The organism is Gluconobacter japonicus, assembly GCF_002723975.1.
In the GTDB taxonomy this organism is placed as follows: Bacteria; Pseudomonadota; Alphaproteobacteria; order Acetobacterales; family Acetobacteraceae; genus Gluconobacter; species Gluconobacter japonicus.
This window is the reverse complement of sequence record NZ_BEWO01000015.1, coordinates 1-13720: the sequence shown is the minus strand read 5'-3', so window position 1 is coordinate 13720 and position 13720 is coordinate 1. Positions and strand designations below refer to the sequence as shown.

Sequence of the window (13720 nt, the reverse complement as noted above, 5' to 3'; positions counted from 1 at the left end):
GCAATGGCAAAGGCAGCAAAACCGGAAGAGCGTAAAGCAACACCGGCAAGAGAACATGTGCTGGAACGCCTGTTCGAAACCGTTCAGTCCCGCCGTGGTACGGACCCGACGTTAAGCCATTCCGCACGTCTGATGGCGCGAGGAAGAAACAAGATTGCCCAGAAATTTGGCGAAGAGGCCGTTGAGTGCCTGATTGAAGCCGTCAATGGCAACCGCAAGGAACTTATCGGAGAAAGTGCTGACGTTCTGTACCATCTGATCGTCATGTGGGTAGACGCAGGCGTTTCCCCGGAAGACGTCTGGGCGGAATTGAAGCGTCGCGAAGGCACCAGCGGAATTGCCGAAAAAGCCGCCCGTCCCAAAGAAAAAATCGGCTGAAGGGAGCACTGGCATGACCTACGATCACAGCAATATTTTCGCCCGTATTCTTCGCAAGGAAATCCCGTCCCGCACGGTGTACGAAGACGACTACGCGCTGGCCTTTCACGACATCGCACCGCAGGCACCAATCCATGTATTGGTCATCCCTAAAGGACCGTATGTTTCCATCGCAGATTTCAGCGCTACTGCGCCTGCTGATGAAATCACCGGCTTCTGGCGTGCGGTCGCGAAGGTCGCAGAAGATGAAGGCCTGACGAAAGAAGGCTTCCGTCTCATCAGCAATTCCGGCGCCAATTCCGGGCAGGAAGTCCCGCACTTCCACGTCCATCTTTTCGGCGGCACAACGCTCGGCCCGCTACTCTCCAAAAAATCCTGAAATAACGCTTGCCAAGCCCGAGGGGGTCTTCTATTAACCCCCTCGCCCTAGTCCCATTCGTCTAGAGGCCTAGGACACCGCCCTCTCACGGCGGCAACAGGGGTTCGAATCCCCTATGGGACGCCATGACTTTAAATTATTTATTTTCCAAACAATTTTTTGCAGGCTTTTCGGCTTGTGGCACATAGTCGTGACACATGGGAAGACACGACTATGTGCCCCGCTAAAGCTCCGGTTGGTAGCCGAAAATCCGTATTCCGTCGGATATTCGCATCCTGCGTAAACACCTTCTCGAAACACTCCATCCCGGTAATAAATCCGCTGCCCTGGCGCGCGCTAAGGATGGCATCACTGGACCGTGGTGTTCATGCGCATCAAATGCCAGGTACTTGAACTGATTACTGGTGTGAAGAACGACAAGCGACCATTGATGGAACTCCTACAATTCTTGCGGGGCCATTCAAACGAACTGGCGACACAGCCGCCTTCATTCAGAGAGCCTTTCATTCACAGCCTTCGCCGTGTTGGAAAAATTGAGGCGACCGAACATGATTTCGATGCGGTTGCGCCGTTTGTATTTTATCTTGTTATATTTGACCGGCTGTCCGCGGGATCGCCGCCCTGAAATGCAAGGCCTGATCCCTCTTTCCTCTAAGGCATCCCTGAACCAACCAGAAGCCATTGTGCCATGGTCAAACTGTCCAGCAGGGCAGCGGCACCGGGATAATCACGATCTGTCCCGCAGTCATGAAAAAGCTTAGCGATCGTCCGTTCTGATCGGTGATTGGCAGGCGGCCTGGATCCCCTTTTTTAACCGCAGGCTGGAAGCCGTGCGGTGTGCCTTGAGAGAGGTCGCATCAATCGTGATGGTCCGAGGCTCGGTCTTCGCAGCAGACAGACCATCCATCATCCGCATGAAAATACCTACGTCGCCTCAATGCTTCCAACGGTTGTAGAACGTCCTGTGCGGATCGTATTCCCGAGGTGTATCACACCAACGCAGGCCATTGCCGTTCAGAAAAATGATGACGTTCAACACACGGCTGTCATCAACGCGCGATTTGCTGCGACTCTCCGGAAAGAACGGTCGCAAACACTTTATCTGTTCATCCGTCAGTCAATACAAGTCGCTCATCTTCAGTCTCCTTGCAGAGCCTGAATCAAAATTGCACAATCAAATCAATGGGGCCTGAGCCTCAAGCGCCTCGCCACTCTCATGGCTTACAATGAGGCCACTAAGTTCCAGATGATGAAATACCCACAGCAACGTTCTCTGCGTAACCCAGTCGAGCTGTTGCTGGTTCGGTGAAGATCAGTGTTCTGGTTACACCAAAAGCATTGACAATACCGAGTGACTATTTGTTGTCGGTATACGCCAAAACCTCCCTTTTCACCCGGCTGTTATGACCACTGAGCACGCTGCATTCGGTGAACCACAAAGAAAACATGGCGGATCCCCTTCACCTACTTCTCAAACGGAAAAATCCGCCCCTCAACCTTTCTCCCAAAGGCCGCCCATACCAAATTTGGAAATCTTTTGTAATTTTTGTGTTTCTTTTCATCTCATTCGATATCAGTTATTCGCATAAATGATAATGATTATCATTTGAAACATGCAATTGGAATTGCTGACGTGAATCTACGCCCTGTAACGCGTTGCGCCATAACCACTCTCTTGGCTTCCACATTTCTAGCAACAGTTGTTCCTGCCTCTGCACACGCTGGGGACACGCAAGATCAATCTTTGAGTCGTGAAAAAACCGAAAAACGTGTCGATACCAAAATAAAAAAAGCAACGCTGAAACCGCACTCGCGAAAAGACCAAGTTACGGCCACGTCAGCAGAGCAAGAAAAAGCCTCCCCTACAGCCGAAAACATCATCGTCCATTCCCAGAAATGGGAACGAGGAAGTTATACTGCGCCTTCAACCAGTGCCTCCACCGGGTTACCCCTCAGTCTGCGTGAGACCCCCCAGACCGTGACCGTCATGACCCGCCAGGTCATGGACGACCAGCAGATCAACAGCCTGGATGACGTTCTCAACACAACACCCGGTGTCACGTCTTACGCCAACGATAACGCCGGCCGCACGACCTATCGTGCCCGTGGTTTCAACATCACCAACTACAAGATTGATGGCATGCAGATTGATGCCACTACCAGTTTTGGGGGTGTTGGTTCGTCCATGAATATGGATCTGTATGAGAATGTGCAGATCGTTCGTGGTGCCAATGGTCTTCTGGGTGGGACAGGTGATCCGTCCGCAACCATCTATCTCCAGCGGAAGGCTCCAACCAAAGAGTTTTCAGCCAATGGCTTGCTTCGGTTAGGAAACTGGAATGAACACCGCGTCATGGCGGATATCAATACTCCTTTGAACCATTCCGGCACGATCCGTAGTCGATATGTTTTCACATGGGATGACACAGACACATTCCGCGTCCGTGAACACGTCAACCGTCTAGGGGCACTTGCCAATTTCGCTGCGGACCTTTCTGCGCGAGATACGCTGAATTTCGGTTTTCAATATGAACGAACCCGTAATGACGGAGCCTCATGGGGCACCAATGTTCCCATCTGGTATGCAGATGGCACCAGAACGCACCTGTCCCGCAGCACTAACCCAGCGACGGACTGGAGCCAGGCCACCCGAGACCAGTACACGGCTTTCATCAACTACGATCACGACTTTTCTGCAGGCTGGCACCTTAAGGTCGGCTACATGAGGACGCAGGGTAGTTCCTACAACAATCTTGGCGTCGCCAAAATCAACAATGCTGCAAGAAATGTCGGAGGCTATGCCGGTTTCTGGAATCAGGACGGTACAGGCGCCTACCTCAATGCCCTTCATGCAGAATATGCTGACGCGCGCGACAATGCCGATGTTCATATTTCAGGCCCAATGCATTTTCTTGGACATGAGCATCAGATTATCTTCGGCTTTAACGGCTATAATGATGAACTAACACAATACACATTTAGTAAAGCGCTTGGAAACTGTAGCATCGCAGGTGTTACGCCGTACTCCGGATGTCAATATCGTGCGGCGGGCCTCCCTATCGCCAATTGGCAGACCTGGGATGGTTCATACCCGAATTTTACTACGCACAGAACAAAGGCACGCGAAGTCGATGTTACACGCAATTACGGTGCCTACGCATCCGGGCGCTTTATTCTTGCCAAGGGCCTTTCTCTGATCCTTGGTGGTCGTGTCAGTACCTACGAGGCATATAGCGGAACCTACAATGTGCAGAATCAGTATTCTGGCGCAACCGGTACGGGACGTCAGAACGCTGTTCTGACACCTTATGCAGGTATGGTGTATGATTTTACCAAGACCATGTCCATTTACGGTAGCTACACCAATATCTACACGCCGCAATCCAATCTACGCGATGCGAACAACCAGCCCCTCAACCCCGTAATGGGAAAAAGTTATGAGACAGGTCTAAAGGGATCCTTCTTCAAACAGCGTTTGAATGCATCACTTGCCTTTTATTTGAACAGACAGAGCAATGTAGCGGAAGCAACTGGTGCCACTAATACTACAACGGGTGAATCCATTTACAGGTCCATCAATGGCGTTAAAACGGAAGGTATTGATCTCGATGCCTCTGGCGAACTTCTGCCGGGCTGGAATGTCTTCTTCGGCTACAGTTACCTGTACGAAAAAGGTCTGAGCTACCGGCAGGATCCACACCACCTCGTGCGCCTGACAACAAGTTATACATTCCCGGGCGCTCTACATCACCTGACCATAGGAGGCGGCATTTCCAGCCAGACAAGCACCGAATGGGCTACCAATCCTGGCCGTCCGCTCGGCAATGGGAAGTATGATAATTCCAACCTGCGCGTTGGTGGCTACACACTCATTAACCTGATGGCTCGATACCGCCTCACCAAATGGCTTGATGTCGCTGGCAATATCACCAATCTGACGGACAAGACCTATGTGCGGCAAGCCGGGTTCTACGATGGTATGATTTTCGGCGAACCCAGGACCTTCAGCTTCACAATCCGCGGTCATTATTGAACGCATTTCTCTGACGGAATTGTCGGTCCATGAACCGGTTAAACTCTTTACTTAAGCGACTATTTTAGAGACTCGCCCCTCCTTTTAAGCCGCGTTGACAAACAATTTTTTAAGTTTTTGGTCATGCGTTTCAAAGTTGTTTTTTACGAATGACAGCGAAAGCATGACCGCCAATCGTGGCGGACCCCAACTACAACCATTACCCGCCTGACAACCGCGCCTCACCGCAGAAAACGAACTGCCTGTCCTGTCGTGCAATTGCAATCAGTGTCTGATTCATTTTCTGGGACAACCGAAACGCGCGATCCGTTGGAGCTGAAACGGCGACCACTGTCGCCATACCAGCGCGCACAGTTTTAAGTGCCATCTCATATGAATAGCGACTGGTCAGAAGACAAAATCCGTTTTCAAAAAGACGATCATCGCACATCCATGCACCAATCAGCTTATCAAGAGCATTATGACGGCCGATATCCTCACGGATTAAAAGGATTTTCCCATTCTGGTCTGCCCAGGCTGCTCCATGAACCATGCGTGTCGTTGCATTCAGGGTTTGCCACTTTTCAAGGTCATGCAGGGCACGCAGGATTACAGTCGGCGCAATCTTGGCATTGATGGGAAAAGGCCCCTCTTCATGGGCATCAACGGACAACACAGTATCAGTCCCGCAAAGACCACAACTTGAATGGCCGGTTTGGGCACGGGGCCTGCGTCGTAGCAGGATTGAAAGACGGTCCCCTGAAATCGTAACGTCCAAGGTCAGACCATCTTCACCATCCAGAACAGAGACTGAGCGGATCTGCTTCTTATCAGTAATGATTTGTTCAGTGAGGCAATAACCATAAGCAAAGTCCGTCAGGTGATCCGGGGTCATCATCATCACCCCGTGCGGAACAATGCCATTGAAGACGAGCCTGACCGGAGCTTCATCGGCAATATTCAGAACGATCTCTTCCTCTGGACGACTAAGGAGAGTTACCGTTCGACTTTGAAATAATGGCGTCATACGCCTTTCCCACTGATGCTGCCTGCTAAGACTGCAACACCCGCTCCCGGCAAGAAAAAGCTTATATATGCTCTCATAGCTCTTTCTTACCCGATACGGCTCCCACTCAGCCCGCAATCCGGATTGGGGCTGCAGACGCCCCGCTTGGCACAACCTTAACTGGAATGGCCTTGGCCGCTGGCGTACCACTGATTTCATCGAAAAAATCAAGCGGTAGAAGAGGATTCAATTCTGGATAATAGCCCGCAATAGATCCACGAGACATTGGATAATCCAAAATGGTCAGCCCATCGACATAGCGCCGATATCCATCATCACTATAGGTTTCCAGCCCCACGACAGCCCCATTTTCCAATCCTCGCGCTTCACGATCTTCCTTGTTCATGAAGATAACCATGCGCGTATTATAGACCCCCCGATAGCGGTCGTTGTTGCTGTAGATTGTCGTGTTGTACTGATCGTGCGAACGGATTGTGGCCAGCCGAAGCATTGCCGGATCATCAATCACGTCGTCCACCGTCAGCCCCGGCAAAACAAGAAAATTCGCTTTTCCATTCGGGGTCATCCAGACACGACGACGAGGCGGAATATCGAGATGAAACCCGTGAGGGTCTTTCATTCTTTCCGAAAACCCCGTGTAAATCGCCGGATAAACCTCAGCAATCTTGTCCCTGATTAAAGTATAATCTTCGATATAGTCTGCCCACGGAATTTTTGACTCTGGGAGAGTGGCCATAGCCACCCGACAGACGATTTCCGTCTCAGGCCGCAAATCGGAGCTAACCGGCTCGAAAACGCCACGCGAAGGCGTAACGTTCGACATTGCATCCTCAATGGTCACGAACTGTTCACCCGCTGACGTACGGATAATCTCAGAACGGGCCACAACAGGCAGAATAAGGGCTTCCTTGCCATGGATCAGGTGCCCGCGATTGAGCTTTGTTGCGATCCCCACCGTAAGATCGAGCTTTGCCATGGCAGCATAAGACCGTTCGGTATCAGGAATTGCGCGGACAAAATTCCCGCCCATCCCGAAGAAAACCTTGGCGGTCCCGGCTTCCATCGCTTCAACAGCCTCAATCACATGATGGCCGTGCTCGCGTGGCGGCTCGAAACCGAAAACATCCCTTACGCGATCAAGATAAGCCTGTGTTGGCTTTTCATCGATGCCGACCGTGCGGTCCCCCTGGACGTTGGAATGTCCCCGGATCGGCGCAATGCCCGCACCTTTTTTACCGAAATTCCCCTTGAGCAACAGAAGGTTCGCAACCTGCTGGACAAGTTGGGATCCTTCCTGATGCTGAGTTATTCCCATTCCGTAACAAATTACTGTCGCGTTGGATTTGGCATAAATCCCGGCAATCCGACGGATCTGCTCTTCCGATATGCCAGAAATACGGGTGATATCTGCCCAGGAAACTGACATGACGTCAGCGCGTAGAGCCTCCAGCCCCACTGTATGCTCAGCAATAAAAGCGTGATCCAGCACTGGCTCGCCGCAATCTTCTGCTTCGAACAGCGCGCGCATCATCCCCTTGAAGACTGCCAGATCACCACCAATGCGTACATGAACGAATTCACTGGAAATGGCTGTCGAACCAAATGTGCCCATCTGCAGGATATCCTGCGGTTCCGTAAAACGGATCAGCGCCCGTTCTGGCATCGGATTGATCAGAACGATGGGAATGCCGCGTTTACGAGCCTCCACAAGGTTCGTCATCATACGGGGGGAATTGGTTCCGGTATTCTGCCCAATGACAAAGATGGCTTCGGCATGGTCAAAGTCAGCCATGACGATCGTGCCTTTTCCAATCCCGATCGACGAAGGCAGCCCGCGGGATGTTGGCTCATGACACATGTTCGAACAATCGGGGAAATTGTTGGTCCCGAACTCGCGCACAAAGATGGAATAAAGAAAAGCGGTTTCGTTAGCCGTTCTGCCGGACGTATAAAACTCTGCCTGATTAGGGCTTTCCAGCGCCCGAAGGTGCTTTCCAATCAGGGCATAGGCATCATCCCAGGCAATCGGCACATATTTATCACTCGCAGGATCATAGCGCATCGGCTCGGTCAAGCGTCCCTGCATTTCCAGCCAGTAATCGCTACACTCCCTGAGTTCCGTAACGGTATGCTGGGCAAAAAACTCTCGTGTCACGCGGGCTTTGGTCGCCTCATGCGCGAGGGCCTTTGCGCCATTCTCGCAAAATTCAAGTTTCTTACGATGATCCGGGTCGGGAAACGCACAACTGGGGCATTTGAAACCACCCGGCTGATTCATGGCAAGCAGACCGCGTGATCCTTTGACCAGAACGCTCTGCTCCATCAGCACCTTCGCGGTTGCACCGGCCGCTCCCCAGCCGCCTGCAGGGTGATGATAAGGCCTAAACTCGGACTCTCTGTCTTTGCTCACGATATCAACCCTCCCCTTGAAGGACGCCAAACTCCTTCAACGCAGGTACAAAATTTTCGTTCTCATGTTTCGATCTGGCGAGCTTGATCAATGCGAAACGCTGAAGCGGAGTTAACGCGGCCCATTGTGCGGGTGTGAGTAATGGAACGCCGTCTGCCTCAGCCTGAGACGAAACTGCCTCCGGCATCCGATCATTCTCTCGCCAGTCTTCAAATGTCTGCGGCGGGAGGAAACTGACAGGCTCATCTGCTCGGACGTCAATCAGATCTTCGACAAGAGTGCGATAGACGGTCTGTTCCTGGGGCGTCTCACACGGCGCCTCTACCAGACGACTCCTTTCCTCGCGCAACAGACGGCTCCACTGACGGAGCGTCATTTTGATTCCCACAAGGTCGAGCTTCTGCCGTGCAATCATTGGAATACATCGCAAAGAGCCTGCAAAATCCCGCTCGAATTCAAAAATCATAGGATTTTCAGACATTGCATTTACCTTTGCGATCATCATGAAAGCTGTATTCACAGCTTAACATCAGAAGATGATGCAAGAAGACTGCAAGAGAGACGCTGGCAGTATCAGCCGTTCAAATCTTGGATACTTTCTTTACCTGACACCAAGCAGGCAATCAGGGAAAAGTGTAGATCCTGGCCTGCCAGCCATAAAGATCTATAAACTTTCCCCTTCAACGCGCGAATATATTTACCAGCTCTGAAATAACTGTCAGGCCGTCTTTTCAGCAATCAGCGCAATCAGATCACCGACCGTTTTAAGGCCATCCACCTCACGCGTTCGCAAACGAATCTGAAACCGTTCTTCAACACCCACAATGATATTGATCATCGCTACGGAATCCCATCCAGCGATATCGCTTGCTGTCATGGCATCATGGAGTTCCAGTTTTGGGTCATCAAAAACCTCACGGAATATTCCTGTCAGCCGATCTGTAATTTCAGTATTATTCAATTTTCAGGTCTCCTTTAAATATTCGATATGAACAGATTTTTTATGCCACGTCTCAAGGGGCAAGGTATAAATTTTCTCGCCATTATCCTTTTGCTCAGCCAGGCTAAAACCAAGCCGGTCATAGAGATCCGCTACCATATTGTTTTTCGCAGACGGCCTGTAAACACCCCGTAAAGACGTTTTCCCACGCTTCTGAGCCTCGGCAACAATCACTTCAAGAGTAGCTTCTTCTACTCCACGCCCCAGAACACGACAGCTCATGAGCCAGGTATCAATTTCCAGCGCAGTGTCTGGCAGGTCACGAACAATGACAACGGCAATCAGGCCATTATCCCCGAAGCGATCAGTCAGTCGGAACCAGATCCCGGCCGATGCATCATCCTGCATGATGGCCGCCAGCTCTTCCTGTGCATAACGCCGAGTCGTCAGATTGAACTGATTGCTCTTGTTAACGAGTTGCGTAATGCGCTGAAGATTGGCCGCGTTAAATGGGCCATAGGCCAATTTCATATCCAGATTTGCAAGATAGCTATCAAGATCCGTTGCGCTTTCCTGCAGGACCTGTCGATGCAAATTAGCCTGACATTGACCGCTACGGGCAAAGTCTTCCGCGCTTAATGTCGTCAGATCAAAATACCCTGCAGCGGCCAATGTTTCTGGAATAAGAGCAGGTTCGCCCGGTAATTCCGGCACGTTAACCATGGGCAATGCCTCACGAACACGCGCACGCTCAAACGGATTATCGTCAGCAAAAACCAGAGAGTCAAGACCGATTTTCAGGCTTTCCGCAATAGTCCGGATATTTTCTGCCTTGTCGTTCCAGTTCGCGACAAAACAGGCAATGTCTTTTTCACGCAAAAGCATTTCCGGGTGATCACGGAAAGGCTCACGCGCATTGGCCTCATCATTTTTGGAGCAGACGGCAAGAATAACACCACGCTTACTCAGGCGCAGAGCATAATCCTGAATGGCAAGATAAGCTTCTTCGACAGCGCTTCCCTGACCGAGCTCGATCCCGCTTAAACCATCATCTCCGATAACGCCGCCCCAAAGCGTATTATCAAGATCAAGAACCAGACATTTAGACGTCCTGCCCGTCATACCCGCGAGGCTTCGTCCAACCAATTCTCCAAATGCCGGAGCTGCACGGGGAGCAACTTCCTGTTTGGCGCGGAACCAGAGAGAAGGATCGTACCAAGCCGCTACACCGGCCTGGGAGGCGGCACCCGCAAGATCAACTGGGATTGCACCATATGTCGCGCACAACGCAGGCAGTGTCGCATTCAGTTTCTGAATGAAACCTGCCGGCGACGACGGCAGAAGACGTTCCGTACTTCCCATCAATTGCGGCAGAACAGGAAGGAAAGATGTCTGTAAAATCGGACACCCATAGCGCTCTTTTACCGCCTGCCAGCAGCGCGGCAACAGCCCTTCCGCGACTTCGGAAAGAGCTCTTTCGGCTGTCGCTTGATCAGCGTCCCGCGGAAGATAACCCACAATGTGATGGGAATCGAGCACGAGAAGAAATGCTGTTGGCGCGAATGTCTCAAGCGCGTCGTTTGCCTCGCTAAGGTCCTGCAGGTAACTGCCATACTCCCCGACATGGACCGTAGCCCATATCCCACGGCGGAGCGCAGCCACGCGAATGGAAGCCGTCAGATGATCGAGAGTGGAAGAACCAAGAACAGCAAGGCGTACGGGTTTGACAGCAAGACCGGACGGTGGTTCAGGAAACTTACGCGCGAGAAGACGATCCAGACGCATGGTGCGTACGAAATCAAGATCATGATTGGCAAGAGCCATAAGCCCTTCCCAGTCGGACTGCTTATCCGCGACCTGTGCAAAGCGCTCGTTCCATTGCTCTCGCGCCAGATCCTCACCGAGGCTCGGCAGCCAGAAAAGATTGGGGGCGTGCATCAGTTCAATCCCTTTTCTTCCAGTTGAGCAATCATCGCGCAGCAGATCTGCCGCCAGTCTTCAACTGAACCGCCCCCGGCATTTTCGTACGGTGCCAATCGACGGATGGTTCCATGGAAAAGTCCATTGCCCAAGGCTCTGACTGTGTTGATAGCCTCATTGTCAGTAGCTTCACTCACGATGAACAGCGGACAATCACCATAACGTCGCACTTCTTGCAGCAGAGAATGCATTTCATCGACCGTAATCCCCCGATTGGACTTACGGACAATAATCTTCTCGCCGTCTTCCAGGTCTTCCAGAAGTTTACGCGCCAGATATTTTAGTTTGGTTTGTTCGCTCGCCTGCACATCTTCACGTGCTGTATCCTTCACATGCCGATGCGTATGGAAAGTCACGCCATATCGCTGGCTTCCCGATATCCACTCCCCGCCCACTTCATAAATGTGAACGTCTTCCAGTGAACCAAAAGCTCGAAAATCCTCCTGCAAAGCTCTCAGAAGACCTTCCTGGTTATCTCCGGTTCCACCAAAACGCAGAAGATCAAGAGTTTCCAGCCCTATTTTCCGTTGGACCAAGCCAAACTCACAGTTGTCACCGAAACTGATAAAACGTGAAAAAAGTATTTTATCTTCTGGCGGATTTAGCAAAGGGAAAGAGTTCTCTCCGGGCAAGGAGACAGATAGAATCGTAGACTGAATCTCATTACGCCACTCAGAACTTAGAGTACTCCAGCGTTCCTTTATTCCACCAGATACATCAAGAGAGGCCGTCCCTAATGAGCGAAGACTTTCACTAAAAGCATAAACTTCTGAAACAGCTCCCTCATCCTGAGACGTCGCCCCAAAGGCCCGCGTCCGCATCTGTGGCAGACCATAATAATCAATATCGGTTCGACTAAAGGCCAGACAGCACGTCATAACAGAAGGCGCGACACGATATGGACGCCACCATGCGCCATCTGCTCCTGACTGGCTCTGCGCGTTTTCTGTTTCAGTATGCACAACAGACCCGAAGCTCAGAGCACCCAAAATCCAATTCTGATCCCAGTTTTGACTCTGTGGCAAACCACGATCAAGAAGAAGAATGATGTCACTATCCATGACATGACGCAGATAAAATGTTGCGAGCACGCCTGCAGAAACAACACCGTCATTTCTTTTGGGAATGTAAGGCGAGTTGTACTTGTGAGCTATCTTTTCCAAGACATCGTGTGGCCCCTCGCCCACGACCACCCCCGCCCGTGCCCAAAGAGACAAATCAGCAATGCTGGCAAGCTGTTGTTCCAACTCTTCTGGGTCAGAAGCCAGAACGGCGACCCTGGCCTTGAAGCTTGCGAAATCACCGCGCGGAACTGCCCAAGACCATGGTGTAGGACCGCCCAGGTTGGCTTCAACAGAGGTACCATCCGAGCGCATAACTCTGAGCACCGCACGAGAAAAAGCTCCAAGGTGAGGGAAACCTTGTGTTTCAATCACTTCTTCGAAGCGACAGTTTCCCGCCTTAGCCCCAAAGATACTCCCGACGTCTGGACTAGCCTGACCAAAGGAGGCAATCGGATAGTTTTCACCAGCACAGGAAAACATAACCTTCTCAATCGTCGCAGCAGGATCATAAATCCAGCCCGCAAGATGAAGACATACCCCAGAATTCTCACCTTCCTTTCTCTGAAAATCGATTCTATCAATACAATATTGGAGAGTACTCATACAGATTCCAGAAAATGTGAGTCCGAAAATAAATAGGATTATGCAGACACAGGCCGGAAGAAACAAGAGGACAATATTAGCGAGACGATAAGTCCTAAAATTCTACAAATATCTTTCTAGAAAATCCCAAAGATTGGTTTTTTAAAATATTAAGTAAGATCTTAGGTTTAGAGATTATTTCAAAAATCTTGATCAAGTCGCGTAAAAGGCATTCAATGATACTGACAGATTTTTAAGAACTTCCCTACTATCCACTCCCCCAGCAACAGGAAACTCTGAAACCTAGGATACGACACAATAGGTAGTACAAAACTATCAACTGCACGCAATGCCTGCGGACTTTGAAACTGGAAAAAACACGAATAAGATGTTTTCAGCACAATCTTCATACATCGCGAAAACCAATACATTCACCAACAAGGTAAAAAGACCCGGAAGCGATTGATGCGGCTATTCGCCTTGTCGGTCTAGAAGAATTTGCCGCTGCATGGCCACACCAACTTTCAGGCGGCATGGCTCAACGCGTCGCACTCGCTCGCGCACTGATCAACAATCCGCGCCTTCTTCTTCTGGACGAGCCCCTCGGTAAGCTGGACAGCCTAACACGTCTGGCCATGCAGGCGGAGCTTTACCGCCTTTGGAAGTCTCAAGGCTTTACTGCGCTCATGGTCACTCACGATGTGGAAGAAGCCCTTCTTCTGGCTACACGCGTCATTATCTTCAGTCCTCGTCCAGCACGCGCGATTGCCGACCTTCGGATTGAAGAAGCCCAACCTCGCCACCGAGATAGTCCTGCTATTCAGGGTTTGAGGTTGGAGATTTTAACTGAATTGGAGAGAGGGCTGTCGTGATTTCAGCTTACTAGAGCGGCTGAAAAAGAAACACTCCCGGAGCTGTGCTCACGAGAGTGTTGGTTCAATTGGTTGC

General features: G+C 51.0%; 11 protein-coding genes, 1 tRNA gene and 1 pseudogene. 6 read left to right on the top strand and 7 right to left on the bottom strand.

The window, feature by feature from the left end; translation table 11 throughout:
* Window positions 1-3: 3 nt before the first annotated feature.
* The 4 genes from GJA01_RS10585 (at window position 4) to GJA01_RS15410 (ending at window position 1382) form a co-directional block, all read left to right on the top strand.
* On the top strand, window positions 4-378 hold the full coding sequence (locus GJA01_RS10585) for a phosphoribosyl-ATP diphosphatase (protein ID WP_062503172.1): 375 nt from the start codon (window positions 4-6) through the stop codon (window positions 376-378).
* A gap of 13 nt (window positions 379-391) precedes the next feature.
* Entirely contained in the window at window positions 392-757 is a 366-nt protein-coding gene (locus tag GJA01_RS10580) for a histidine triad nucleotide-binding protein (RefSeq protein WP_061932188.1), read from the top strand.
* Window positions 758-807: 50 nt separating this feature from the next.
* Window positions 808-883: transfer RNA gene (locus tag GJA01_RS10575), tRNA-Glu, on the top strand.
* 241 nt (window positions 884-1124) lie between these two features.
* Window positions 1125-1382: a hypothetical protein gene (locus tag GJA01_RS15410; RefSeq protein WP_218017417.1), complete on the top strand. Its 258-nt coding sequence runs from the start codon at window positions 1125-1127 to the stop codon at window positions 1380-1382.
* Here GJA01_RS15410 and GJA01_RS15555 read toward each other — a convergent pair.
* A pseudogene (locus GJA01_RS15555) lies at window positions 1293-1874 on the bottom strand (transposase); the annotation flags it as partial. The gene GJA01_RS15410 and the pseudogene GJA01_RS15555 sit on opposite strands and share 90 nt — an antisense overlap.
* Window positions 1875-2390: 516 nt before the next feature.
* Between GJA01_RS15555 and GJA01_RS10565 the strand changes: the two are divergent.
* The gene (locus tag GJA01_RS10565; protein ID WP_255312275.1) at window positions 2391-4790 is read left to right on the top strand and encodes a TonB-dependent siderophore receptor; all 2400 of its coding nucleotides are present in this window, start codon (window positions 2391-2393) and stop codon (window positions 4788-4790) included.
* A 199-nt stretch (window positions 4791-4989) separates the two neighbouring features.
* Here GJA01_RS10565 and fdhD read toward each other — a convergent pair whose 3' ends face one another.
* From fdhD to GJA01_RS10535, 6 genes are all read right to left on the bottom strand, one after another.
* A complete protein-coding gene (fdhD, locus tag GJA01_RS10560) occupies window positions 4990-5796 on the bottom strand; it encodes a formate dehydrogenase accessory sulfurtransferase FdhD (protein ID WP_062502546.1) in 807 nt (268 codons plus the stop codon).
* 106 nt (window positions 5797-5902) lie between these two features.
* On the bottom strand, window positions 5903-8206 hold the full coding sequence (locus GJA01_RS10555; RefSeq protein ID WP_062502545.1) for an FdhF/YdeP family oxidoreductase: 2304 nt from the start codon (window positions 8204-8206) through the stop codon (window positions 5903-5905).
* A 4-nt stretch (window positions 8207-8210) separates the two neighbouring features.
* Window positions 8211-8672 carry a nitrate reductase associated protein gene (locus GJA01_RS10550; RefSeq protein ID WP_062502547.1) on the bottom strand — a complete coding sequence of 154 codons (462 nt, stop codon included), beginning with the start codon at window positions 8670-8672 and terminating at the stop codon, window positions 8211-8213.
* 252 nt (window positions 8673-8924) lie between these two features.
* On the bottom strand, window positions 8925-9167 hold the full coding sequence (locus GJA01_RS10545; RefSeq protein WP_010505482.1) for an acyl carrier protein: 243 nt from the start codon (window positions 9165-9167) through the stop codon (window positions 8925-8927).
* A gap of 3 nt (window positions 9168-9170) precedes the next feature.
* Window positions 9171-11084 carry an HAD-IIIC family phosphatase gene (locus tag GJA01_RS10540; RefSeq protein ID WP_062502544.1) on the bottom strand — a complete coding sequence of 638 codons (1914 nt, stop codon included), beginning with the start codon at window positions 11082-11084 and terminating at the stop codon, window positions 9171-9173.
* Window positions 11084-12793 (bottom strand): hypothetical protein, encoded by a 1710-nt coding sequence (locus GJA01_RS10535; RefSeq protein ID WP_062502543.1) that lies wholly within the window; start codon window positions 12791-12793, stop codon window positions 11084-11086. Before GJA01_RS10535 ends, GJA01_RS10540 begins: the two co-directional genes overlap by 1 nt.
* Window positions 12794-13233: 440 nt before the next feature.
* Here GJA01_RS10535 and GJA01_RS10530 point away from each other — a divergent pair, with 440 nt between their 5' ends.
* On the top strand, window positions 13234-13644 hold the full coding sequence (locus GJA01_RS10530) for an ATP-binding cassette domain-containing protein (protein ID WP_216634286.1): 411 nt from the start codon (window positions 13234-13236) through the stop codon (window positions 13642-13644).
* The last annotated feature ends 76 nt before the right edge of the window (window positions 13645-13720 follow it).